The sequence below is a fragment of the Sphingomonas metalli genome (genome assembly GCF_014641735.1).
Classification (GTDB): Bacteria; Pseudomonadota; Alphaproteobacteria; order Sphingomonadales; family Sphingomonadaceae; genus Sphingomonas; species Sphingomonas metalli.
The window spans coordinates 1208045-1232049 of sequence record NZ_BMIH01000001.1; the positions used below are offsets into that span (position 1 = coordinate 1208045).

A 24005-nucleotide genomic window follows, 5' to 3' on the forward strand; every position below is an offset into this window, starting at 1 on the left:
CATGAGCGACCTCCTTGCGATCGGCGCTTCGGGCGTACGCGCGTATCAGACCGCGCTCTCCGTCGTTGGCGAGAATATCGCCAATGTGGGGACGACCGGCTATACCCGTCGCACGACGCGGATGACGGAGGTCTCCGCCGGGGTCGGCGCGGTCGATGCGCGTAGCGCCGGCAACGGCGTCCTGCTCGCCGGCATCGGACGCGGCGGCGACAATTTCGCGACCCAGCAGGTGCGCAGCGCCGGGGCCGACCTCGCCCGGACCGAGACCGGGGCGACCTGGCTCGACCGGATCGAAAAGGCGATGACCGGCAACCAGCTGACGGCGCGGGTCACCAGCTTCTTCAACAGCGCGACGGCACTCGCCGCCGAGCCGACTTCGACGGCGCTGCGCACCGGCATGATCAGCGCTGCCGACTCGGCTGCGATCGCCTTCAAGTCGACCGGTCAGGCGCTGGCGCAGATGGGCACCGATCTCGACCGTAGCGGCAAGCAGACGGTCGATACGCTCAATGCGCTGTCGTCCTCGCTCGCCAAGGTCAATGACGGGCTGGGCCGCACCCTGCCCAACACCGCCGCCGCGGCGCAGCTCGCCGACCAGCGCGACCAGATCCTCGAACAGATGAGCGCGATCGTCGATGTCGGCGTCGCGATGGACTCCTATGGCCGCGCCACCGTGACGGCGGGCGGCAATGGCGGACCGACGCTCGTCCGCGGCGATGTCGCCAGCTACGCCTCCTATACGCGCACCGGCGCGAACACCCAGTTCACGGTCGTGGTGCCCGGCGAACCCGCGTCGCTGACCATCAGCCCCAATGGCGGGGCGATGGCGGGGATCGCCGAGGCGGCCGAGCGGGTGTCGGACGCAACCGACGCCGTCAACGATCTCGCCGCCGACTTCGTCGGCAAGGTCAACGCGGCGCAGGCGCTGGGCAAGGACATGGCCGGGGTGACCGGCACCGACCTGCTGACCGCCAGCACCACCGATCCCACCGACATGACGGTCGCGTTCCGCGATCCGACGCTGATCGCCGCCGCCAAGAGCACCAGCATCCGCGACGGCAGCAACCTCGCCGAGTTCGCGGCGATCCGCACGACCGGCGACTTCGAGGCGAAGCTGACCGCGATCATCAACGAGAATGCGACCGCCTATCGCCAGAAGACCACGATCGCGGAGGCGCAGACCGCGATCCGCGACGGCGCCGCGACCGCGCTGAGCAGCGCGGCGGGCGTCAACATCGACAGCGAGGCCGTGGACCTGATGCGGTTCCAGCAGGCCTATCAGGCGTCGAGCCGCGTCATCCAGGCCGCGCGCGACACCTTCCAATCGATCCTGGAGATCCGGTAACCGCCATGCAGGTCTCCACGAGCAACTTCTACGCCGATACCGGCAAGCGGATGAGCGCGATGACGCAGCGCGCCCAGACGCTCCAGACCGAGATCGCGACCGGCAAGAAGATCCAGACTCCGTCCGACGCGCCCGGCGTCTCGCAGCAGCTCGCCGAGATCGCCAAGAAGGACGCCAACTCGGCAGTCTATGCCGACAATATGAAGACGGCGGGGTCGCTGCTCGACCAGGCCGACAGTGTCATCAAGCAGATCACCGCGCAGCTGACCCACGCCAAGGAGCTGGCGACCAGCGCGGCCACCGGCACCCAGTCGGCCAGCGAGCGCAAGATCATCGGCGCCGAGCTCGATTCGGTGCTGGGCTCGCTGATCGGGCTGGCCAACATCAACAATATCCGCGGCGAGCCGCTGTTCGGCACGCCCGGCAGCGTCAAGGCGGTCGTCGACAATGGCGACGGCACCTATACCTATACGCCGACCAACGTCTCGCCAGTGCCGATCGCGGACGGGCAGGACGTGCAGGCGACGGAAAGCGCGGGGCGGCTGTTCCAGCTCACCGACGGCACCGACGTGCTCGCCACGCTCCAGACGCTCGCCAAGGCCCTCCAGACCAGCGACCCGGACTCGCAGGCGACCGCCAACGGTTCGCTCGACACCATCCAGCAGGGGCTCAACCAGCTGGGCGACGTCCAGGCGTCGGTCGGCGCGCGCGGCGCGCGGATCGACCTCCAGCAGCAGCTGCTCCAGACCGCCGATACCGACCGGACCGAGCTGCGCTCGAAGCTCGAGGACACCGACATCCCCTCGGCGGTGGTCGAGCTCCAGCAGATGCTGACCGCGCTGCAGGCGACCCAGGCCAGCTTCTCCAAGCTCGCCCAGCTCTCGCTCTTCGACTATATCCGCTAGCGCTGGATGACCTGAGGGCACCCCCTCTGACCGGTCGCCCTGCGCGCGGTCGAAGGGCCTGGGATCCACCTGTGCTTCGACTTCGCTCAGCACGAACGGGTGATCCGGCTTCAGGATCAAAACCACCGTCATTTTGCCGTCATCCCCGCGCAGGCGGGGATTTAGACGCGCGGAAGCGTTCCGCGTCACTCGCAAAGGTCAGAGGTTCTGGATCCTCGCCTGCGCGGGGATGACAAAAAAAGAATCTCTCGCGCAGGTCTCGCCTGTGCCGGGATGACGCCCCGCCCCCCGACCGGCAAATAATGGCCGCACGTGGTAACGGGTTGGCGAGGAAATGCGGTTAATCGGGGAACCATGACGCCGGTGTTCCGGCTCGATGACTCCGGGATTGCCAAAAGATGTTTCCTGCAATCGGCCTTGTTGTCCTGTTCGGCATGGTGTTCGGCGGCTTCGCCATCACCGGCGGTGCCCTCGGCCCGGTGTTCGAGGCGATCCCGCACGAGATGCTCATCATCGGCGGCGCCGCGGCCGGCGCGCTGATCATCGGCAATTCGGGTAAGGAACTGAAGGCCATGGGCGGCGGCCTGGGCAAGGTGTTCAAGGGTCCGAAATACAAGAAGCAGGATTATCTCGACACGATCTTCCTCGTCTCGAAGCTGATGAAGATGCTGCGGATGGAAGGGCCGATCGCGCTCGAGCCGCATGTCGAGGATCCGCAATCCTCCTCGGTCTTCGCCGAATATCCCAAGCTCCTGAAGGACCATACGCTGATCAACCTGATCGCGGACACGCTGCGCCTGGTCGTCGTGTCGTCGGGCACGCTCGACGTGCATGCGGTCGAGGAGGTGATGGACCATTCGATCAAGACCCATCACCACGAGGTCGAGAGCCCGCAGCATACGCTGACCAGCCTCGCCGATTCGCTGCCCGCGCTCGGCATCGTCGCGGCGGTGCTCGGGATCGTGAAGACGATGGGCTCGATCGACAAGCCGCCCTCGGTGCTGGGCGGGATGATCGGCTCGGCGCTGGTCGGCACCTTCATGGGCGTGCTGCTCGCCTATGGCGTGGTCAATCCGCTCGCCAACCGGCTGAAGCAGGTGATCGATGCCGATTCGGCAATCTACGATGTGGTTAAGCAGATCATCATCGCCTCGCTCCACGGCCATCCGCAGCCGCTGGTCATCGAGGCGGCGCGCAGCGGCATCGACCACAAGAACCAGCCCGGCTTCGCCGAGGTGTTCGACGGCCTGCGCGGCAAATGATGTTTGTTCGGCTCACGCCGACGGGCGGCACCAGCCCGCTCCCCCACCCCGCCTCCCACAACGGTATCCTTGATGGGAGGCCGGGTGGGGGAGCAACGGGTCGGTCATGCCCCCGGCATGACCTGACCAGCGCGGGGCGCTGGTCGCCCGATGCTGGCTGGTGCCGCTGCTCCGAAGGAGCCCGATAATGGCGAAGGCTGCGCCGCACGGGTCGAACGTCCCGCCCAAGGTCATCGTCAAGAAGGTCTATATCGAGGGGCATGGCGGCCATCATGGCGGTGCGTGGAAGGTCGCCTATGCCGACTTCGTGACGGCGATGATGGCCTTCTTCCTGCTCCTCTGGCTGCTCGGCGCGACGACCGAGAAGCAGCGCAAGGGCCTGGCCGACTATTTCGCGCCGACCCTGCTCGATTCGAAGAAGCTGGGCATCGGCGGCAGCGGCCCGCTGGGCGGCGAATCGGTGATGTCGAACAACAAGACGGGGCCCAAGGCCGCCGCCTCGCTGATCGCGTCGATGGGCATGCCCGCCAAGCAGATGGACGGCGGCCCGCAGGTTGGGATGGGACCCAAGGGCTCGCTCCGCTCGCAGGCGCAGCTTCGCGAGGAGGACGCGAAGGCCTTTGCCAAAATGAAGCAGCAGATCCTGCAGAAGATGGCCGCATCGGCCGATCTGCAGAAGCTGGCCAAGCATGTCCGCTTCATCCCCACGGACACCGGGCTACGCATCGATCTCGTCGACGACGCCGATTATTCGATGTTCGCGCTGGGCACGACGATGCTCGACCGCAAGGCGTCCGACCTGATCGGGATGATCGCCGGCACGGTGCGCGACCTGCCCAACCCGATCATGATCCGCGGGCACACAGACTCGGTCCCGTATGGCGATCCGCGCGCGATGAACAACTGGATGCTCGCGACCGGCCGGGCCGAGGCGACGCGGCGGCGGCTGGCGCTGGGCGGGCTGCCGGAGAACCGGTTCGAGCGGATCGAGGGCGTCGCCGATCGCGAGCCGATGATCGCCGCCGACCCGAGCGACCCGCGCAATCGCCGCGTGGCGATCACGCTGCTCTATCGCAAGGGCGTGTTCGGGCAGTAGATCCACACGATGCCGACCGTCGCCCCGGCGCAGGCCAGGGCCTTGAGCGGCTCCTTTATCGCGCGATCACCGGAAGCTCTAAGCCTTCGCCGGGATGACGTCCGATCGGGTGCGGCCAGACCCGGATGACCCGGAATCGACCCGTCCATCCCGGGCGACGTCGCAGCACAGGTGAGGCCCAGGCTCTTCGACTGCGCTCATGGCGAACGGGTCCATCGATGCCGTCCGGCTCGAGGCATTGGCTCAACCCGCGGCCCGGCCCATGCGCCAGCGGAGGATGCGCAGGAAGTCCTCGGGATCGTCGAGGCGGAAGGCGATGGCGTCGATGCGGCGGCGGCGCGGGCCGGCGCGATGCTCGACGGGTCCGGACAGGCGCAGCAGGATGTTGGGCCAGGCGAGCAGCGCAGCGTTGAGCGTCGCCGGATCGCGCACCGCGGCCCCGTCGATCAGGCCGCCCTCGATCGAGACGATCCGGTCGAACGGCACCAGCCGGTCGATCAGGAAACCCGCCCGCACCCGCACGCCGTCCGGCGTCAGCAGCACGGGGCGGAGGCGGAAGGACTTGATCAGCCCGACCAGATAGACCAGCCCGAGATCACTCAGCACGAACATCACGATCGCGGCGGTGCGGCTCCAATGGCCGACGAGCAGGTGATACGTCCCGACCTCGATCCCCGAGAGGATCAGCAGCGCCGCGCTGATCGGCGCGAGATGGCGGTGATAGGCAAAGCCGCGGCATCCTGCCGGCACGTCCCCCGTCCCGCCCCAGCGGAACAGCGCCATGTGCAGGATCGACCATTCCGCCGCGGCGAAGCGGCCGAGCGGCGGCGGCAGCAGGTCGCCCAGCCCGATTCCGACCCGCGCCTCCAGCGATAGTCCGTCCGCCGCCGCCGCGCGCCGCACCGCGAGCGCGACATGGAGGAGCAGCAGCGCCGTCATGACGAGCGCCAGCGCGGGCATCGTGGAGAGGGCGTGTCGCATCGGTGCCGGTGCGCCGATCCAGACGGCCAGTGCGGCGAGCGCCAGCGTGCCGATCACGAGGCGCGCGGGCGGCCGCCGCGTGCGGGCGAGCAACGCCAGCATCATCGCGTCCGACACGATCCAGAGGTGCAGGAGCAGCGCCACCCGCGGCCAGGCCAGCGCCAGCGGCAGGCGCGCCGCCGTCGCGGCGAGGAGCGCGACCAGCGCCGGCGCGATCGTCGCCAACCTGCGCCGGTCGGACGTCAGCTCGTGCACCATCACCGGCACCTCCCGTGTCACGAAAAAGGGCGCCGCGATCGTCGCAGCGCCCCTTCAACTCTTCAAGCCTGACGAGTCGTTATTCGGCCGTAACGGCTTCCTTGCGGCGGCGGCCGGCGACCGGCGCACCCTCGGCCTTGGCGACCTTGGTGCCGGGCTTGCGACCCAGACCGATCTTCTTCGCCATGGCGCGACGGCTTTCCGAATAATTCTCGGCGACCATCGGATAGTCGGCCTTCAGGCCATAGCGCTCGCGATACTCGGCCGGGGAAAGACCATGGGTAGCCAGGTGGCGGCGCAGCGTCTTGTACGGCTTGCCGTCGATCATCGAGATGATGTGATCCTTCGACGCCAAAGACTTGCGGACGCTGACCGCAGGCACATAGTCATTACCGGTATCTTCGACCGGTGCAGGCTGTGCCCCCGAACCCAGCAGAACCGATACCGTCTCGTGCATCTTGCCGAGAAAGGCCGGAACCTCTTCAGCAGAGATGCGGGTGTTGGGATTACCCAGCCAAGCAATCGTCAATTCGGTCGCCAGCTCTACCGCGTTGGTATCGGCAATATCGTCGGCCATTTGATCCTCCATGTTCCGCAGACGGCCGTAACATCGCGCGACACCACGTCAACATCTTTGCGATCAAGATGTTTGATGGACGTCAAAAATGAACGATATGTGATAATAGAAGCCGGCGCTGGCTGAATGAGAGCCGCGCGGCTCCAAGGTTTCAGCCCGCGCCGCCCTGTTCGCGCTTCAACGCAGCCAGAGCAGCAAACGGCCCCGTCTGATCCTCCGTCAACACGCCCGCCCGCGCCAGCGCGCTCGCGGCATTTGGCCCGCGCACGAAGGGATCGATCGCGAGCGCCATCGTCTCGGCCGCCGCCTCGCCCAGATCGATCGCGCCCCCCTCGATCTCGATCGTGTCGAGCGCATCGGCGGACAGTTCGACCTCGTCACCGCCGGTCGCGGGCTCGACGAAGCGCAGCGCGACCGGCTCGTCGATCCGTGTCGTCAGCGGCTCGCCGGTCACCGAACAGGCCTGGCGCAGCTCTGCCGTCACCCGTCCGGTCGCGGCGATCCCCGCCGCCTCGCGGCGCAGCGCGAAGCTCGCCTCCAGCCGCTCGATGCCGGGCAGGTCGAAGCGCCGCGCCAGCGCCCGGCGCTCTTCCTCGTCGGCGCTGATCGTCACCGTCCGCTCGCCCTCGCCGATCGTGTCGAGCCGCTCGGGCCGGCTCCATTCGGGCGTGGTCATGGCAGCGCTCCTTCGTGCAGGGTGGCGATGGGCACCGCTCGCGCGGCGCGATGGAGGTCGCGCAGCCCCGCCGCGACATGCGCCACCGCCTCGCCTGCGGGCGCGTCACCCCGATAGAGGTTGCGGACCAGCGCCGCGTCGAGCGCTCCCGCCCCGTCGCGCGCTTCCGCCGCCAGCGCCTCGCGATAGGCGCCGAGGCGGCCGCCGAGCGCCGACATCATCCGGCCGACCTGCTTGCCCACCACCATGTCGCCGAAGCCGATCTGGCGCAGCTGCGCATCCATGTCGTCGACGAAATGCTCGGCGAGGTGCGCGGCCGGATCGGCGCCCGCCGGCTCCGCCTCGAGCCGGATGAGGACCATCGACAGGACCGCGGCGATCATGTCGAAGCGGCCGTCGACCGTGTCGGGCACCGCGCCCGCCTCGTACCAGTGCTCGGCGCGCGCGCGCGCGACCACCGCATTGTAGAGCGGCACCCATTCCACGTCCCGCTTGCGTCCGAATAGCGAAGCCAGCCAGCCCAATCGCGTCATCCCGTCCTGCCCGGCCGCTTGTGCGCGGCCGGCTCCTCGCATATCGAGACGAATGGCGGCCGATGCAATCGCGGGCCGGCCCGCCCTGTTGCCCAGCGTCGCCCGCGCGGAGTTGCTTCCTTCCATGCCCCCCGCCATCTCGCCCCTCGCCGCTCCCCGCCGCCGCGCGCGCGCCGCGCTCCTCGCGATCCTGGCCGGCGGCACGCTCGCGGCCGGCTGCGCGCCGCTGCGCTCCCATTCGGGCTATATCATCGACGCCGATCTGGTGAATTCGGTGCAGCCGGGCGTCGACAACCGCCAGTCGGTGCAGCAGGTGCTCGGCACGCCCACGGTGGCCGGCCAGTTCGGCTCGGGCGACTGGTATTACGTCTCGCGCGACAACCGCAACTACGGCTTCCAGACGCCGAAGGTGCGCGAGCAGACCACGGTCCAGATCAGCTTCGATCCCCAGGGCACCGTCACCGCGATCCGCCGCGGCAATATCGAGCAGGTCGCCTCGATCGAACCTTATGGCAAGGTGACGCCGACGCTCGGCCGCAAGCGCGGCTTCTTCGAGGATCTGTTCGGCAATATCGGCACCGTCGGCGCGGCGGGCATGGGCGGCGGGCAGCAGGGCGGCAATCGCGACCGTCCGTAAGAGGTAGTCGAGGACACGCGCAAAGGCGAGTCGTGGGCGACTCCACGACGGACGTGTTCGAGTCCTCTGTGAAAGTCAGCTCGTCATGCCGGACTTGTTCCGGCATCCACCGCGCCACACGCGCACATGCCGCAAATGTTACGGAGCCGTGGATCCCGGAACAGGTCCGGGATGACGTTTGGAAGACGTCACGGTCTCGACTTTTTCAAAGGCCCCTGGCTGTTCCGGCATGACAGATCGGGTCGGGAATGATCCCATCAAGGGAGCCTGTGGACGACCGATGGAGCGCAAGGCCACGGCCCCGTTCCCCACTTCGGCCACACGTCCACATCATTGATCTGCCACGGTTTGGCCGCGCCGCATGCTACGCAGCGGCGCGGCCGTGCCGTGCTTGGAACGGCACCGATCCCGAAAGGGGGAAGGGACCAATCGCGCAACGCCCGAATCCCGCTTTGGTTCGATCGGCACAGGCGATTGAATCGCACCTGTTGCGACCCGAATGACGAGCCCGCAGATCGCCGTCCGGGGCAATGGGGGTTGCCGGGATGGACACGGGCGCAGCGATCGCGCTGATCGCACGGGAAGGGCTGCTGTTCGCCGGCATCGGCTTCGCGATCGGCGGGGTCGACGATCTGGCGGTCGATCTGGTCTACTGGCTGCGGCGGCTGCTGCACGGACGCGCGGCCACGCCGCTGGAGCGCCTGCCGCTGGCGACCGAAGGCGGCCGGATGGCGGTGTTCATTCCCGCCTGGGACGAGGCGAGCGTGATCGCGGCGATGCTGCGCACCGCGCTCGAGCGCTATCGCCATCCCGATTATCAACTCTATGTCGGCGTCTATCCGAACGATCCGGCCACCATCGCCGCGGTGCGCGACGTGCGCGACCCGCGGGTCCGGATGGTGGTGGGCGACCGGCCCGGCCCGACCACCAAGGCCGATTGCCTCAACACGCTGTGGCGGGCGCTGATCGCGGAGGACGCAAGGCCGCGCGCAGTGGTGCTCCACGACGCCGAGGATGTCGTCCATCCCGACGAACTGACGGTCTTCGATGCGCTGATCGGCGAGCTGGATGTCGTCCAGCTGCCGGTCATTCCGCTGATCAAGCCAGGGTCGGCGACGAGCGCCGTCTATGCAGACGAGTTCGCGCTGTCGCATGGGGCGCATCTGCCGGTCCGCACCGCGCTGGGCGCCGGCATGCCGCTCGCGGGCACCGGCTGCGCCATTGCGACCCCTATGCTCGCGCGGCTCGCGGCCGAGCGCGCGGAGGGGCCGTTCGACCCGGCCAGCCTGGTCGAGGATTACGAGCTGGGCCTGCGGATCGCGGCGCTGGGCGGCCGGGGCAGGCTCGCGCACATCGCCGATGCGGACAGCCAGCCCGTCGCGGTGCGCGCCTATTTCCCCGCAACGCTCGGCGCCGCCGTCCGGCAGAAGACCCGCTGGATCACCGGCATCGCGCTGCTGGGCTGGGACCGGACCGGGTGGAGCCGCCGCTTTGCCCCGATCGACCATTGGTGGCGGGTGCGGGACCGGCGGACGCCGCTGGCGATGCTGGTCGTGGCGATCGGCTATGCGGCGATGCTGGCCTGGCTGCTCGCGGGCCGGCCCGCGCTGCCGCCGCTGACCATCGCGCTGTTGCGGGGCAATGCGGTACTGCTCGGCTGGCGGCTGGCGATGCGCGCCTGGTTCACCGGGCGCCTCCATGGGAGGCGCGAGGCGCTGCTGTCCGTGCCGCGGCTGCTGCTCGGCAATCTGATCGCGATGCTGGCCGCGATGCGGGCGATGCGGACCTATCTCGGCTGGCTGGCCGGCACGCCGCTACGCTGGGACAAGACCGCGCACGAGCATCCGGCGGCGCTGCCGTGAACGGCCGCCCGCTCCGCTTCCTGGCCGCGACGCTGGGCGGCTGGTCGCTGGTGCGGCTGGGCATGCTGTGGCCGGTGCTGGAACGGCTGCCCGAGCTGTTCGTCCCCGCGCCGCCGGCTGAGGCGAAGGCCTTTGCGGCGGAGGCCGGGCGACCGGCGGGGCCGCGACGACCGGTCATGAGCCACCCTCGGCCGGCGCGTCCTGTCCCGCCGGCAACGCCGGTCCCGGTTGCGCACGCCGGCGCACCGCTGGCCGAGGAAGCAGCGCTGGAAACACCATCGCAGCCCCCGCCCCTGCGATTGCCGGATCTGACGACGACGCCCGAAGAAGCGGCGCGACTGACGGTCAGCCTGTGGGGCATTGCGCGCGGCGGCGTGGATATGGCGCGGCCGGGAAGCCAGCTGGGCGGCTCGCAAGCGGGAGTGCGCGCGACGTGGCTGATCGACCGCCGCCACCGGCTGGCGCTGTCCGGCCGAGTATCGGGCGGACTGGACGGGCGCTCCACCGAGGCGGCGGTCGGGATCGACTGGCAGCCGGTCGCGGCGCCGGTGCATCTGCTGGTCGAGCAGCGCGTGGCGCTCGGCCGCGGGCGGGGTGGCCCGGCGGCGCTGGTCGTCGCAGGCCTCGATCCGCGGCCGCTGGCGCGGGGATTACGGATCGAGGGTTACGGGCAGGCGGGAGTGATCGGCCGGGACGGTCTGGACGGCTTCGCCGATGGCGCCGCGCGGGTGACGCGGCGGGTTCAGGCCGGCGCGTTGCGGCTCGATCTGAGCCTGGGCGCATGGGGCGGGGCGCAGCGCGGGGCGGCGCGGGTCGATGTCGGGCCGAGTGCCGGGCTTGCCCTGCCGATCGGAGGCCATAGATTGCGGCTGACGCTCGACTGGCGCCAGCGCATTGCAGGCCGGGCGCGGCCGGGGTCGGGTCCGGCATTGTCGGTCGGGATGGATTTTTGAGGGGTGCGGGTAGTCTGTGCCATCGGCGGACCGGCGTTCCGCTTCGCCGCGGTAGAGGCGAGCGCTTTTGCAGACCACTCGCCTGTCTCTACCTTCATCCGCGCGTCGGCGGAGTTCGTATTCTCCGACGCCATGAGTGATCCGGAAGGCTTCCGCGCGTCTGGATTCCCACCTTCGCGGGAATGACGGCGGGAGGAGGGGTGAAGGCGTCGCCGCAGCCGCGCACGTCCGGCTCTGGTGGGGAGCGGACATTTGATGTAGACTCGCTCATGACGGGGCGGAAGGTAGAGCGATGGCATCGCGTTCAACATGGCTACAGCGTGGTCTCGTCCTGTTCTCTGCCGCTGTGATAGCGCGAGGTCTGGTCGAGCGACGACCTGAAAAGCTCATTATGATCGCTGCACTGGGAGCTTCGTTCATCGCAGTTGTCGGAGTGGGATAACTCTTCGCGGTTCGACGCGAACGCTAGGCTGAAGGTCCGTTATTGGGCGGCCCCGAACGTCATCAAAATAGGGGCGAGCTTCCGGTTACTAGCTTCTCCGCAACGTTGCCGACTATCACAAACAAGATCGCTGCTAGAACCAGCCACCAACCTGCGTTGCGGCGGCGTGTGTTCAGCCAAAAGGCTGCGAGCGGCAGCCCGAGACCGATTGCTACGCCCGCGATCAAAGTGCTCCACGTCAATGCCAGTGATGTCTCCCTGCTCTTCCATGACATGGTGAGGCGATGTCCGCTATTGGGCGAAGCAGACATCGGGTCCGGTTTCACGAACCGCGTTGTGGCAAGAAGCGTCAGCCATCTTGGTAAACAGTGAGCGGCCGCTAATTGAGGTTGGGATCGCGAACCCCGACAGCGGCGCCAACCGCGGCCTGTGTTCCATCGTTCGCGACGAAGGTCAGGACCAGTTCGTCCGCGTTGGGGCCGACGAACAAGAGGCGATACTGGCCACTTACCCCACCCGAGGTGCCCAAACTGCCATTGGTGAAGGTGCTGGTCGCTGAGTTGCCCGACACCACACCACTTAACGGGAAGCCGCCGATGCCCCCAACAACACTTTTGAAGAAGTTTTGGCCACTCAGCAAGAGTTGGCCCGAAATCCTGCCGGTGGCGAAATCGACATCGATGACGTTGCCGTTCACACTCGACAGGAACCACAAGTCCGTATCCGTCGCATAGTTTCCGGAAGATAGCATCGAAAACCGCACGACGCCTGAATGAGGCATCGACGCGACGGGCGTGGGGACGCCATAGCCAAAATAAGTGAGCCTCGTCGCGCGGGTCGTGCCGTTCACGATGGTATGCTGCCAGCCGGCGGTTCCACCGTACTTTGCGGTCGTGTAGCCACTGCCCTTGATGTTCGAGCTGTACGTGGATTGCTGATACAGAGCGAGGTAATCTTCAACAGCCCCGGCGATGTTGGTGAAGAACACAACGCCGTTGCCGTTGGCAACCGTTGAGTCGCCAGAGAGCTGACGGCTCCCGAACAGGGTGGACGTGAACGCGTCGGAAAGGGCGTAACCCGCGGACGCGGTGTAGCTGGCCTGGAACTGCGGCGTGTCGATCGCCGTGACCCTGTCCGTCGTCGAGCCGCCCGTGATGATGCCGTTCGTCTCGCTGACGCCGCCAGTAGTTGTCAGTGACATGGTCGACGCGAGGAAGGCGCTGCCGCTCGCCGGCTTGACCTCGCCGGTGTTCAAAGTCCCTGCCGAAGGCGTGGGGGTCGGACTGGATGTCGGGGTTGGCGCGGGCGTCGACACGCCGATGCCACTAGCTCCCGAACCGCCGCCATCGCTCCCGCACGCGCTCAGCAACGCCATCGCTGCCAACGGCAACTTACCAGTCCAACGCACGGCCGACCCCCTCTTTCTGACAGGATACCTGCCATGCGGTACCGGTCAACTGTGGGCGTGGCTGACATTGCCACCAGGCTGGATGCGAATGTCCAGTACTGGACGGAAGCCGACATCGACAGGCGTATGACTAGGGTACGGGCACGCTCATCGAAGCCCTGCCCCCTCGGCGACCAAGCCGCGCGGCGGGGGATGCCTCCGCCTCCGCAATGTCCGCTATCGGGAGACCGCCGCCCCGTCCTATGCCGGCACCGGCTCGTGGTGCAGCATCCGCACCGCGACCGGGCGGTCGGCGAACAGCGCGCCGGCCGTCAGCCGCTCGCCGTCGACCAGGACGCAGGTGTCGCCCCACGCCTCGACCGCAGCCGTGCGCAGCGCCACCGCGCAGAGCAACCGCTCGCCCTCATGCTCGCGGGCGAAGGCGAGGATGTGGCCGGCCTGCGGACCTTCCACCGCAAGCGGGCGATAGCCGCCCATCGCGAACAGCGCCGGCTGTTCGCGGCGCAGCGCCAGCAGGCCGGCGATCAGCGCCTGTTTGGGGTCGCCCTTCGCCGCCAGCGCGGCGTCGCGCGCGGCATAGTCGACCGGCCGGCGATTATCGGGGTCGACCAGCGACAGGTCGAGCCATTCGGTGCCCTGATAGGTGTCGGGCACGCCGGGCACGGTGAGCCGCAGCGCCGCCTGCGCCAGCACATTGGCCATGGCCGGCCGGGCGAGCGCATCGCGGAAGGCGGTGAGATCGCGCAGGATCTCGGCCGAACGCTCCGGGTCGAGCAGCGCGTCGATCGCGCCGGCGACGAGCGCCTCATAGTCCTCCTGCGGCGCTTCCCAGCTGGAGCGGAGCTTGCCTTCGCGCAGCGCCTTTTGCTGCCACGCCTTGACCCGCTCGGCGAAGGCGGCGAGCCCCGCGGCATCGTCCTGCGCCAGCCCGTCCGGCCAGGCGCCGTAGAGCGTCTGCCACAGCATATAGGCGTCCGCCGGATCAACCCCCGCGAGCGCCTGTTCGGCCAGCCCGTTCCACCGCTCGACGGCGGCCAGCCAGCGGTCGGGCACCTCGCTCAGCACCGCCAGCCGCGCGCGGACATCCTCGCCGCGCTTGTGGTCGTGGGTCGCGGTCGCGAGCAGCGCGCGCGGCCAGTCGCGGGCGCGCGCCTCCATCGCGGCGTGGAACTCTTCGATCGAACCGGCGAACCGCAGCGGGTCGAAGCCGACATCGTTGCGCGAGAGCAGCCGGCCATAACGGTAGAAGGCGGTGTCCTCGACGCCCTTGGCCGCAACCGGGGCGGAGAGCTGCTGGAAGAGGCGCACCGCCTCCGCCGCCAGCGTCGCATCGCCGGGGCCGTCGCCGGCCAGCCAGGCGAGCACCGCATCGACGACGAAATCCTCGCCCGGCGGGATCAGCGGCGCGACCCGCGCGCGCGCGGCCTCGCGGATCGCGAAGTCGGCGGCGGGGGCCTGATCGCCCAGCCCATAGGTGCGATAGACGGGGAAGATCCAGAGCAGCCGCTCGACCGCGCGGCGCAGCATCTCGGGCGTCAGGACATTGTCGGGATCGCTCTCTGCCAGTGCGACGAAGGCGCGGACGCAGGCGGTCAGCTGTCCCTCGAACTGCCACGACAGCACGTCCTGCCGCGCCTGCAACTCCTCCGCAGCGAAGTCGGCGGGGCGGCCCGACAGCGCCGCCCAGGCCTCGCCCAGCGGCGCCTCGCCGACGGGATCGTGGAGCAGCGCCGCCACCTCTTCCATGAAGTCGTAGCCGCTGGTGCCGTCGATGCCCCAGTCCTTCGCCAGCGGCTCGCCCGCGCCGAGGATCTTCTCGACCCAGATGATCGCCGGGCGTCCGTCGTCGCGCGGCATGGCCTCGAAGCGGGCGCGCAGGCGGCGGCAATAGCCGGCGGGGTCGGTCAGCCCGTCGACATGGTCGATCCGGACGCCGTCGATCAGCCCTTCCTGCCACAGGCGGAAATAGAGGGCATGGGTGCGCTCGAACACCGGCTCCTGCCCGACCCGCACGCCGGCCAGCTCGTTGACGGTGAAGAAGCGCCGCCAGTTCAGCTCGTCGTCCGCGGTGCGCCACCAGGCGAGGCGGTAATGCTGGCGGTCGAGCAATGCGGCGAGGTCGTCGCCCTCGACCGGGCCGACGCCGCGATCCTCGGGGCGCAGGGGGAAGCGATGCTCGCCATAGGCGACCACCTCGTCGCCCTCGACCGCGATCGCGCCGTCGGCCAGCGCCTTGAGCAGCGGATCGCCGAGCACCGGCAGAACGATAGGGCGGGAATAGTCGATGTCGAAGACGCCGGCGAACTCGCTGTCCTCACCGCGCGCGAGCACGTCGTTCCACCAGTTATTCTCGCCGCCGGCCACGCCCATATGGTTGGGGACGATATCGATGATCGTGCCCATGTCGTGCGCACGCAGCGCCGCGACGAAGCGGCGGAAGCCGTCCTCGCCGCCCAGCTCCGGGTTGATCCGCGTCGGATCGACCACGTCATAGCCGTGGGTGGAGCCGGACGCGGCGACGGTGATCGGCGAGCAATAGGCATGGCTGATCCCCAGCCGCGCCAGATAGGGGACGATCCGCTCCGCATCGGCGAAGGTGAAGTCCTTGTGCAGCTGAAGCCGGTAGGTCGCGCGGGGGGTCATGTCGATCGGGCCTCGTTGATGGTGGCGAGGTGCGTCGCCGCGGGGTCGTGCGCCAGCGCCGCGCCGGTGTCTTCGGGCATCCGCCGCCGCCAGTTGGGATGTTCGTCGATGGTGCCGGGCAGATTGGGCTGCTCGACCAGCCCCAGCACATCCTCCATCGGCAGGATGACGAGGTCGCACGGGGTGCGGCCGACAAAGCCGATCGCGGCGTCCACGACCGGCGCGGGGTCATCGTCGGCGGGCTGTGGCCCGGATGCGGTGCCGGCTTCGGTAAAGCCCTGCCACCAGACCTTGCGCTGATGCGCCCGCTCGGCCCGGTTGGCGTCGTGATCGGGCCGGCCGCGCCCGAGCCTCTCGTTCCAGTCGAGTTCGCGGCCCGTCCACCAGCCGGCCATGGTCGGCAGGTCGTGGGTGCCGGTCATCGCCGCCGCCTGCCGGTCATAGCGGTCGGGCGGGATCAGCCGGTCGGGGCCGTCCATCTCGAACGGCATGACGCGCATACCCAGCATGCCGCGCGCGTCCATCCGCGGGCGGAAGCCTTCGGGCACGGTGCCCAGATCCTCGCCGATCACGATGGCGCGGGCGGCCTGCGACTCGATCGCCAGCACGCGCAGCATGTCGTCGACCGGGTAGGAGAGATAGGCTCCCTCCGCCGCCGAACAGCCATCGGGCACCACCCAGAGCCGCTGAAGCCCCATCGCATGATCGATGCGGATGCCGCCGGCATGGGCGAGCGCGGCGCGGATCGTGTCGCGGAACGGCGCGAAGCCGCGGCGGCGGAGCGCGACGGGGGAAAAGCCGGTGATCCCCCAATTCTGTCCCTCGGGTCCCAGAATGTCGGGCGGCGCGCCGATCGACAGGCCGGTGATCAGGTCCTCGGGCCGGCTCCACGCATGGCTGCCGCCCGCATCCATGCCGACCGCCAGATCCGCGATCAGCCCCAGCGCCATGCCGGCGGCGGTCGCGGCCGTCTGCGCCTCGGCGAGGCTGCGATCGGCGAGCCACTGGCAGAAGAGGAAGAAGTCCACCTCCTCGCCATGCGCGCGCACCCAGTCGGCGACGGCGGAGCCGGCGGGATCGTGAAAGGCCTCCGGCCAGTCCTGCCAGCCATAGGCCCCTTCGGGCAGGAAATGCGCGTGGAGCGCGTCGAACCGCGCGTGGCAGGCGAGCGCCTCGCCGCCCCGTTCGGCAAAGGCGGCGACCGCGTCCTTCACCCCCCCCGGCCGCGCGGCATAGGCGGCGCGCAGCTTGGCCATGCGCTGCGGGATCGCATCGGCCCAGTCGATCAGCTCGGGCGCGGCCTCGCCCGTCACCGGCAGGCCGACCAGCGCGGGATCGGCATAGAGGATGTTGAGGAACAGCCGGCTCGACGGCGCATAGGGGCTGTAGCGGCCGGGATCGGCGGGAAAGAGCGCGTGGACCGGGCTCATCGCCAGCGCGTCCGCACCCGCCGCGGCAAAGGCCGCCGCACTCTTCGCCAGCGTGCCGAAATCGCCGAATGCCGTGTCGCGCCTGTCGCGCAGCGCGGGGATCTGCACCGCCGGTCCCCAGATCCGCCGGCCGGGCGCGGCGTCTTCGACGGTGAAGCAGCGGGCCGGGGCGACCGCGACCTCCATCTCGCCCGCATCGGTGACGAGGCGGTGATAGCCGGGCCGGTCGATCGGCGGCAGCGTGCCGCCGTCGAGCGTCACGTCGCGCCGGCTGCCATCCTCCAGGATCAACTCGCCCCGCGCGCCCGCGCCCCGCACCGCGATCGGCGCGCCGACATCGCCGGAGACGAAGCCGGCGGCATCCTCCGCACGCTCGCCGGACAGGCGCTCGCGCGAGGTGGCGATCGCGGCGTCGCTATCGGCGGGATAGCCCATCGCACCCAGCACCCGCGCCAGCGCGGCGTCGGTGACGCGCTGCGCCTGCCCAGCGGCGTCGGTCCAGTCGACCTGCAGCCCCGCCTCGGCCGCCAGTTCATGGAGCGCGCTCATGCCAGCCACGCCGCCGCGCTGGCGGGTTCGCCGGGGGTGCCGACCGCCGCAAGGGGTTCGCCATCCGGAACCGCGACCGGCACCTCGCCGAGGTTGAGCGCGATCGCCAGCATCTGCCCGTCGCCCATCCGCCAGCGGGCGATCACCGCCTTGTCGCCCAGCACCTCCGCGCCCGCGCTGGTCGCGCCCTTCAGATTGGGCACGATGTGCGCGTGGCGGAGCGCGAGCAGCTCGGCATAGAAGCGCCGCCAGCCGTCCGCATCCGGGCCGTCCGTCACCCGCGACCGCTCGAACGTGTCGGCGGCGTTGGGATCGGGGATCGCCTCGCGCTTGTCGGGGTCGGCAAAGGCCGCGAATTTCGCGAACTCACCGCGCCGGCCCTCGCGTACCGCATCGGCCAGCTCATCATGAAAGTCGGTGAAGAAGAGGAACGGCGCCTCCGATCCCGCCCGGTCGCCCGCGAAGATCAGCGGGATCTGCGGGCCGAGCAACAGCAGCAGCGTCGCCGCGCGCAGCCGCTGCGGGTCGGTCAGCCGGGTCAGCCGCTCGCCCAGCGCGCGGTTGCCGATCTGGTCGTGGTTCTGGAGAAAGGCGACGAAGGCGGTCGGCGGCAGATGCGCGGACGGGGTGCCGCGGGGCTTGCCGTCATGGTTCACCGAGCCTTCGCCCTGATAGATGAAGCCCTCCGTCAGACAGCGCGCCAGCCGCGCCTCCGGCTCCTCGGCGAAATCGGCATAATAGGCGTCGCGCTCGCCGGTCAGCAGTACGTGGAGGACATTGTGGAAATCGTCGTTCCACTGGGCATCGTACCTGCCCGGCGCGAGCCGGTCGGCATCGTTGCGCTCGTTCTCCAGCACCAGATGCACCGGCCGGTCGAGGCTGGCGCGGATCTCCGCCGCCATGGCGTCGAGGAACCCGTCATTGGCGATGGCGTGGACCGCGTCGAAGCGCAGGCCGTCGATGCGATAGTCGCGCAGCCACATCAGCGCATTGTCGATGAAGAAGCGCCGGGGCGGATCCGCATCGACCGCCACCGCCCCGCCCCAGGGGGTCTTCACGTCCGGGTGGAAGAAGTCCTTGGCATAGGCGCCGAGATAATTTCCGTCCGGCCCGAAATGGTTGTAGACGACGTCGAGGAACACGCTGACCCCCAGTCCGTGCGCGCGGTCGACCAGGGCGCGCAACTCGTCGGGGGTGCCATAGCTTTCGGCCGGGGCATAGGGCAGCACGCCGTCATAGCCCCAGTTGCGGGTGCCGGCGAAGGCGTTGACCGGCATCAGCTCGATCGCGGTGACGCCGCTCCCGGCGATCTCGGGCAGGCGCGCGGCGAGGCCGGCGAAACCGCCCTCCAGCCCGACATGCATCTCCTCGATCACCATCGCTTCCCAGGGCCGGCCGGCCCAGTCGGCGCTGCGCCAGTCATAGGCCTCATGGTCGATCACCACGCTCCAGCCATGCACGCCGCCGTCCTGCGCCCGCGCGGCGGGATCGGGCACCGCCATGTCGCCGATGCGGAAGCGGTAGCGCGCACCCGCGCCGACCGGGGCGGTGGCTTCGTACCAGCCCTCGCCCGCCGCCTGCATCTCCAGCGGGTCGCGGCCGTCCACCTCCAGCGTCACCGCATCGGCGTCGGGCGCCCAGAGGCGGAAGGCGGTGGCGTCACCCTCTATCGTCGGACCCCAGCTGGTCATTCGGCGTCCATCTGCCACGCGATCAGCGCGGCGCCATGCGCGCCCAGCTCATATTCGTCCTCGATCGCCTGGTCGCGGATCGCGGGATCGGTGCTGTCGACCAGCACGATCCGCGCGGCATGGTCGGGCGGCGGCAGGCGGAAGCGAATCGCGTCCTCCGACCCGTTGAGCAGCAGCGACACCGCCTCGATCCGCCCGTCGTCCAGCCGCATCGCGCGGCGCATGACGAGGGCGCGCCCCTCCGGGTTGTTCCAGTCGTCGGGCGACAGCTGCTGCCCCCGCTCGTCCCACCATTCGATGTCGTTGACGCCGTGGCCGGGCGAATCCTCGCCATAGAGGAACGACTTGGCGCGCAGCACCGGATAGCGGCGGCGCAGCTCGGTCAGCCGCGCGGTGAAGTCGAACAGCGAGCGGCCCGCCTCGCTCTCCAGCTTCGTCCAGTCGAGCCAGCTGATCGTGTCGTCGTGGCAATAGGCGTTGTTGTTGCCGCCCTGGGTCCGCCCGAACTCGTCGCCCGCGACCAGCATCGGCGTGCCGAGCGAGGCGAACAACGTGGTCAGCATCGAGCGCTGCACGGTCGCGCGGGTGGCGTTGATCCCTGCATCCTCGGTCTCGCCCTCCGCACCCCAGTTGCGGCTGTAGTTCTCCGAATGACCGTCGCGATTGTCTTCCTTGTTCGCCTCGTTGTGGCGCTGCTCGTAGGCGACCGTGTCGTAGAGGGTGAAGCCGTCATGCGCCGCGAGCAGGTTGACGCTCGCCCAGGGCCGCCGCGCGCGCCGGTCGAACAGGTCGCCCGAGCCGGACAGCCGCGCCGCCAGATCGCCGCGCTGCGAGGGGTCGCCGCGCCAGAACTTGCGCACCGTGTCGCGATACTTGTCGTTCCACTCGGCGAAGCCGGGCGGGAAATTGCCGAGCTGATAGCCGCCCGGGCCGATATCCCAGGGCTCGGTCGACAGCTTGAGCCGGCCGAGCACCGGGTCCTGGCGCAGCACGTCGAAAAAGGCGTGGCCGGGATCGAAGCCCGTCTCCGTCCGCCCCAGCGTGAGGCCGAGGTCGAAGCGGAAGCCGTCGACGCCGAAGCTGGTCGCCCAGTAGCGCAGCGAGTCGGCGATCATCTGGATAACGCGCGCCTTGTCGGTGTTGAGCGTGTTGCCGGTGCCGGTGTCGTTGATCGAGTAGCGCGGCTGGTCCTTCACCAGCCGGTAGTAGCTGGCATTGTCGAGCCCGCGCCACGACAGGGTCGGGCCCTTTTCCGACCCCTCGCAGGTATGATTGTAGACGACGTCGAGGATCACCTCGATCCCCGCCGCATGCAGCCGCTTCACCGCACGCCGCAGCTCGTCCTGGCTCTGCCCCGCGAAATAGCGCTGCTCGGGCGCGAAATAGGACAGGGTATTGTAGCCCCAATAGTTGCTCAGCCCCTTCTCGGTCAGGAACCGGTCCTGGGTGAAGGCGTGGATCGGCAGCAGTTCGAGCGCGGTCACGCCCAGCCGCTTCAGATGGTCGATCACCTTGGGATGACCCAGCGCCTTGAACGTGCCGCGCTCCTGCGGGGGCACCAGCTCGAACAGCTTGGTCAGGCCCTTGACGTGCGCCTCGTAGACGACCGTCTCCGACCAGGGCGTGTTGGGCCGCCGGTCCTGCGACCAGTCGAAATGGTCGTCGACCACCACGCCCTTGGGCATGGCGGGCGCGCTGTCGCGCTTGTCGAAGGACAGGTCCTCGCGCTTCGAGCGGACCTGATAGCCGTGGAGCGCATCGGTCCATTTGATCTGGCCGTGCAGCTGGCGGGCATAGGGGTCCAGCAGCAGCTTGTTGGGGTTGAAGCGGTGGCCCTGTTCGGGCTCATAGGGCCCATAGGCGCGATAGCCGTAGAGCTGGCCCGGCCCCGCATCGGGGAGGAAGCCGTGCCACACCTCGTCGGTGCATTCGGGCAGCTCCAGCCGCGCCAGCTCGCGCCGGCCGCCAGAGTCGAACAGGCACAGCTCGATCTTGGTCGCATTGGCGGAAAAGACGGCGAAGTTCACGCCCCCCTCCACGCAGGTCGCGCCCAGCGGATAGGGAGAGCCCGGATCGAGCCGGTCGGGCAGTGAACTCACGGGCGAACCCCCTTTGGAATAGTCGATTTCAACCAGTCGCCCGTCAACGATGCCCGCACAGCGCCGTTCCTCGCGGATGCAGCAAATGTTGATAGATTGATGTTGCCCCGCTGCGACGCCTGTGAGACCACCCCGGCCGGTCAGCGGACAGACGGGAACGGGGACGGCCGGCAGCAGCGATGGCGACACAGGCCGCTTCCCCTTTCGACGCCACGCGTCATGCCGAAGGCTGGATCGCCGCCTATCGCGCCGCCGCGCCGGCGGGCGACATGCTCGCCGCCGCCGATCCGGCGCCGTGGCAGGCGATGCTGGAGGAACTGGCGACCGTCGCCTCCGACCTCGACCATGCGCGCGAGCGGGTGCGCCGCCATGCCGCCGACATCGGCACCGGTTTCCGCTTCATCGGCGAGGCGGACGAGCGGCCCTGGCCGGTCAGCCCGGTGCCGCTGCTGATCCCGGCGACCGAATGGGCCGGCATCGCCGCGGGCGCGATCCAGCGCGCCGAGCTGATCGAGCGGGTGGTGGCCGACCTCTATGGCAGTGCGCGACTGGTCTCGGGCGGGGTGCTGCCGGCCGCCCTGATCGCGGGCAGCCCGCAATTCCTGCGCCCCATGGCCGGGCTGACGCCGCCGGGCGGCTTCCACCTCCACTTCATCGCCTTCGACCTCGCCCGCGGCCCGAGCGGCGAGTGGCGGGTGCTGGCCGACCATCTGCGCGCACCGGCGGGCGCAGGCTATGCGCTGGAGAACCGGCTGGCGGTGGGACGGACGCTCGGCGGGCTCCAGGCCAAGCTCAACATCCAGCGCCACGCGCCCTTCTTCGCCGCCTTCCGCGCGGGCATCGCGGCGCTCTGCCGCCGCAGCGAGCCGCGGATCGGGCTGCTGACGCCGGGCCGCTACAATCCGACCTATCCCGAACAGGCGCATCTCGCCCGCTATCTGGGCCTGTTGCTGGTCGAGGGGGCGGACCTCGCCGCGCTGGAGGGCAAGCTCTACGTCCGCACCATCGCCGGGCTGAAGCGGGTCGACGCGCTCTGGTGCCGGCCCGACCCGCGGCTGCTCGACCCGCTCGCGCTCGACAGCCGCTCGCAGATCGGCGTGCCGGGACTGATCGACGCCTATGAGGCGGGCAGCGTCGTCCTCGCCAACGCGCCGGGCGCGGGGGTGGTGGAGGCGCGCGCCTTCGCCGCCTTCATGCCGGCGCTGGCGCAGGCGGTGCTGGGCGAGCCGCTGAAACTGCCGAATATCGCGACCTGGTGGTGCGGCGGCGCGCGCGAGCGGGACCATGTCGAGCGCGAACTCGACCGGCTGACCATCGCCCCCGCCTTCGGCCCCGCCCCGCTCGGCCTGCCGCAGGGCGCGACGCCGGGTGCGGCCATTACCGGAGAGGCGCGCGCGGCGCTGCTCGCCGACATGGCGCGCCGTCCGCAGGATTATGTCGGGCAGGAAGAGGTGCGGCTGTCGACCATGCCGGCCGTGGTCGGCGACGATCTGGTCCCGCGCCCCTTCACCCTGCGCGTCTTCGTCGCGCGGGGGGCGGATGGCGGCTGGACGGTGATGCCGGGCGGCTTCGGCCGGATCGGCGAGGCGCCGGAGACGAGCGCGGCGGCGATCGGCGAAGGCCTGTGGTCGGCGGATGTCTGCGTCCATGGCGCGGACCCGGTCGCGCCCGTCTCGCTGCTCGCCGCCCCCGATTCACTGCATGTCCGCCGCAATCCCGGCACGCTGCCCAGCCGGGTCGCGGACAATTTCTTCTGGCTCGGCCGCTATCTGGAGCGGGGCGAGGCGCTGCTCGGCGCGATCCGCGTGCTGATGGGCCATTCGATCGACGCGGACGGCGCGGCGGTGCTGCCGCCCGCCACCGTCGCGCGGCTGGTGGGGATGATCGCCGGGGCGGGCGCGGCACCCTATCCCGACATGCTGTCCCGCGCGGCGCTGACGGGCTTTGCCCGGACCGCGATGGAGGATCCCGCCACCTTCTCGGTCCGCGCGATCAACCGCCATGCGCGCAGCATCGGCGAGGCGTCGCGCGATCGCCTGTCGGCCGACATGGTCCGGCTGCTCGAGGCGCCCTTCCCCTCGCAGCGCGGACTGATGGAGCGCGCCGGTTCGCTCCAGCGCCGCTATGCCGCGATCGCCGGCCTCTATGCCGAGCATATGGTCCGCAACGATTCGTGGCGCTTCCACGATCTCGGCCGCCGGATCGAGCGCGCCATCGCCATCGCGCGCGCGCTCCGCCTGTTCGGACTGGCGGGCGCGGGCAGCGACGACCTGTCGACGCTGCTCGACCTCGCCGACAGCCAGATCAGCTATCGCCAGCGCTATCCTTCGGGCCTCGCCCGGATCGCGGTGGTCGATCTCGTCGCGCTCGACCCCAACAATCCCCGCGCGCTCGCCTTCCAGCTCGACCGCATCCGCCAGCGGCTGTTCCAGCTGCCCGTGCTGGGCGACGACGAGATGGCCGAGCCGCAACAGGCGCAGGCGACCGCCTTGCAGGCCGCGCTCTCCATCGCCACCGCCGCCGATCTCGATGCGGACGCGCTGGGCGATATCGAGCGCCGGCTGGCGGCGCTGTCCGACGCGATCGCGCGGCGGTACTTTCTCCAGGGCGCGGAACCGCTGCGCGCGGTGGGTCTGACGCTTGCGTAGGGGCGAGGCC

Annotated in this window: 17 protein-coding genes; 8 read left to right on the forward strand and 9 right to left on the reverse strand. The window is 69.6% G+C overall.

The window, feature by feature from the left end; genetic code table 11:
• The first annotated feature begins 1 nt into the window (after position 1).
• From flgK to IEX18_RS05970, 4 genes are all read left to right on the forward strand, one after another.
• Positions 2 to 1345, forward strand: coding sequence for a flagellar hook-associated protein FlgK (flgK, locus tag IEX18_RS05955; protein WP_188657724.1), 1344 nt, complete (start codon positions 2 to 4; stop codon positions 1343 to 1345).
• Between the two features lie 5 nt (positions 1346 to 1350).
• Positions 1351 to 2250, forward strand: a complete 900-nt coding sequence (locus tag IEX18_RS05960) for a flagellin N-terminal helical domain-containing protein (protein ID WP_188657725.1) — start codon at positions 1351 to 1353, stop codon at positions 2248 to 2250.
• 398 nt (positions 2251 to 2648) lie between these two features.
• A complete protein-coding gene (gene motA, locus IEX18_RS05965; RefSeq protein WP_188657726.1) occupies positions 2649 to 3512 on the forward strand; it encodes a flagellar motor stator protein MotA in 864 nt (287 codons plus the stop codon).
• A 187-nt stretch (positions 3513 to 3699) separates the two neighbouring features.
• Positions 3700 to 4608, forward strand: a complete 909-nt coding sequence (locus IEX18_RS05970) for a flagellar motor protein MotB (RefSeq protein ID WP_188657727.1) — start codon at positions 3700 to 3702, stop codon at positions 4606 to 4608.
• Positions 4609 to 4851: 243 nt separating this feature from the next.
• Here the strand turns inward: IEX18_RS05970 and IEX18_RS05975 are convergent, their stop codons facing one another.
• From IEX18_RS05975 to IEX18_RS05990, 4 genes are all read right to left on the reverse strand, one after another.
• A complete protein-coding gene (locus IEX18_RS05975) occupies positions 4852 to 5868 on the reverse strand; it encodes a hypothetical protein (RefSeq protein WP_229664388.1) in 1017 nt (338 codons plus the stop codon).
• Between the two features lie 58 nt (positions 5869 to 5926).
• The gene (locus tag IEX18_RS05980; RefSeq protein ID WP_188657728.1) at positions 5927 to 6424 is read right to left on the reverse strand and encodes a Ros/MucR family transcriptional regulator; all 498 of its coding nucleotides are present in this window, start codon (positions 6422 to 6424) and stop codon (positions 5927 to 5929) included.
• 151 nt (positions 6425 to 6575) lie between these two features.
• Entirely contained in the window at positions 6576 to 7100 is a 525-nt protein-coding gene (locus tag IEX18_RS05985) for a YceD family protein (protein ID WP_188657729.1), read from the reverse strand.
• Complete coding sequence (locus IEX18_RS05990; RefSeq protein WP_188657730.1) at positions 7097 to 7633, reverse strand: ubiquinol-cytochrome C chaperone family protein; 537 nt, start codon at positions 7631 to 7633, stop codon at positions 7097 to 7099. The genes IEX18_RS05985 and IEX18_RS05990 overlap by 4 nt, the downstream gene beginning before the upstream one ends.
• A gap of 124 nt (positions 7634 to 7757) precedes the next feature.
• On the opposite strand from IEX18_RS05990, the gene IEX18_RS05995 reads away from it, so the two are divergent.
• The 3 genes from IEX18_RS05995 to IEX18_RS06005 all read left to right on the forward strand — a co-directional run bounded on the left by IEX18_RS05995 (position 7758) and on the right by IEX18_RS06005 (position 11085).
• Complete coding sequence (locus IEX18_RS05995) at positions 7758 to 8270, forward strand: outer membrane protein assembly factor BamE (protein ID WP_188657877.1); 513 nt, start codon at positions 7758 to 7760, stop codon at positions 8268 to 8270.
• Between the two features lie 545 nt (positions 8271 to 8815).
• Positions 8816 to 10132, forward strand: coding sequence for a glycosyl transferase family protein (locus IEX18_RS06000; RefSeq protein WP_188657731.1), 1317 nt, complete (start codon positions 8816 to 8818; stop codon positions 10130 to 10132).
• A complete protein-coding gene (locus IEX18_RS06005; protein WP_229664389.1) occupies positions 10129 to 11085 on the forward strand; it encodes a hypothetical protein in 957 nt (318 codons plus the stop codon). Before IEX18_RS06000 ends, IEX18_RS06005 begins: the two co-directional genes overlap by 4 nt.
• 821 nt (positions 11086 to 11906) lie before the next feature.
• Here IEX18_RS06005 and IEX18_RS06010 read toward each other — a convergent pair.
• The 5 genes from IEX18_RS06010 to glgX all read right to left on the reverse strand — a co-directional run bounded on the left by IEX18_RS06010 (position 11907) and on the right by glgX (position 21347).
• Positions 11907 to 12782, reverse strand: coding sequence for a hypothetical protein (locus tag IEX18_RS06010; RefSeq protein ID WP_188657732.1), 876 nt, complete (start codon positions 12780 to 12782; stop codon positions 11907 to 11909).
• 393 nt (positions 12783 to 13175) lie between these two features.
• Positions 13176 to 15578: a malto-oligosyltrehalose synthase gene (gene treY, locus IEX18_RS06015; RefSeq protein WP_188657733.1), complete on the reverse strand. Its 2403-nt coding sequence runs from the start codon at positions 15576 to 15578 to the stop codon at positions 13176 to 13178.
• Entirely contained in the window at positions 15575 to 17557 is a 1983-nt protein-coding gene (gene malQ / locus IEX18_RS06020) for a 4-alpha-glucanotransferase (protein ID WP_188657734.1), read from the reverse strand. The genes treY and malQ overlap by 4 nt, the downstream gene beginning before the upstream one ends.
• Positions 17554 to 19248, reverse strand: a complete 1695-nt coding sequence (gene treZ / locus IEX18_RS06025; protein WP_188657735.1) for a malto-oligosyltrehalose trehalohydrolase — start codon at positions 19246 to 19248, stop codon at positions 17554 to 17556. The genes malQ and treZ overlap by 4 nt, the downstream gene beginning before the upstream one ends.
• Positions 19245 to 21347: a glycogen debranching protein GlgX gene (glgX, locus tag IEX18_RS06030; RefSeq protein ID WP_188657736.1), complete on the reverse strand. Its 2103-nt coding sequence runs from the start codon at positions 21345 to 21347 to the stop codon at positions 19245 to 19247. Before glgX ends, treZ begins: the two co-directional genes overlap by 4 nt.
• 179 nt (positions 21348 to 21526) lie before the next feature.
• Between glgX and IEX18_RS06035 the strand changes: the two genes are divergently transcribed.
• Positions 21527 to 23995 carry a circularly permuted type 2 ATP-grasp protein gene (locus IEX18_RS06035; RefSeq protein ID WP_188657737.1) on the forward strand — a complete coding sequence of 823 codons (2469 nt, stop codon included), beginning with the start codon at positions 21527 to 21529 and terminating at the stop codon, positions 23993 to 23995.
• The last annotated feature ends 10 nt before the right edge of the window (positions 23996 to 24005 follow it).

Excerpts from the sequence above, each read along its gene's own strand:
- flgK (WP_188657724.1), top strand. The coding sequence starts at position 2 with ATGAGCGACCTCCTTGCGATCGGCGCTTCGGGCGTACGCGCGTATCAG.
- IEX18_RS05960 (WP_188657725.1), top strand. The coding sequence starts at position 1,351 with ATGCAGGTCTCCACGAGCAACTTCTACGCCGATACCGGCAAGCGGATG.
- motA (WP_188657726.1), top strand. The coding sequence starts at position 2,649 with ATGTTTCCTGCAATCGGCCTTGTTGTCCTGTTCGGCATGGTGTTCGGC.
- IEX18_RS05970 (WP_188657727.1), top strand. The coding sequence starts at position 3,700 with ATGGCGAAGGCTGCGCCGCACGGGTCGAACGTCCCGCCCAAGGTCATC.
- IEX18_RS05980 (WP_188657728.1), bottom strand. The coding sequence starts at position 6,424 with ATGGCCGACGATATTGCCGATACCAACGCGGTAGAGCTGGCGACCGAA.
- IEX18_RS05985 (WP_188657729.1), bottom strand. The coding sequence starts at position 7,100 with ATGACCACGCCCGAATGGAGCCGGCCCGAGCGGCTCGACACGATCGGC.
- IEX18_RS05990 (WP_188657730.1), bottom strand. The coding sequence starts at position 7,633 with ATGACGCGATTGGGCTGGCTGGCTTCGCTATTCGGACGCAAGCGGGAC.
- IEX18_RS05995 (WP_188657877.1), top strand. The coding sequence starts at position 7,758 with ATGCCCCCCGCCATCTCGCCCCTCGCCGCTCCCCGCCGCCGCGCGCGC.
- IEX18_RS06000 (WP_188657731.1), top strand. The coding sequence starts at position 8,816 with ATGGACACGGGCGCAGCGATCGCGCTGATCGCACGGGAAGGGCTGCTG.
- treY (WP_188657733.1), bottom strand. The coding sequence starts at position 15,578 with ATGACCCCCCGCGCGACCTACCGGCTTCAGCTGCACAAGGACTTCACC.
- malQ (WP_188657734.1), bottom strand. The coding sequence starts at position 17,557 with ATGAGCGCGCTCCATGAACTGGCGGCCGAGGCGGGGCTGCAGGTCGAC.
- treZ (WP_188657735.1), bottom strand. The coding sequence starts at position 19,248 with ATGACCAGCTGGGGTCCGACGATAGAGGGTGACGCCACCGCCTTCCGC.
- IEX18_RS06035 (WP_188657737.1), top strand. The coding sequence starts at position 21,527 with ATGGCGACACAGGCCGCTTCCCCTTTCGACGCCACGCGTCATGCCGAA.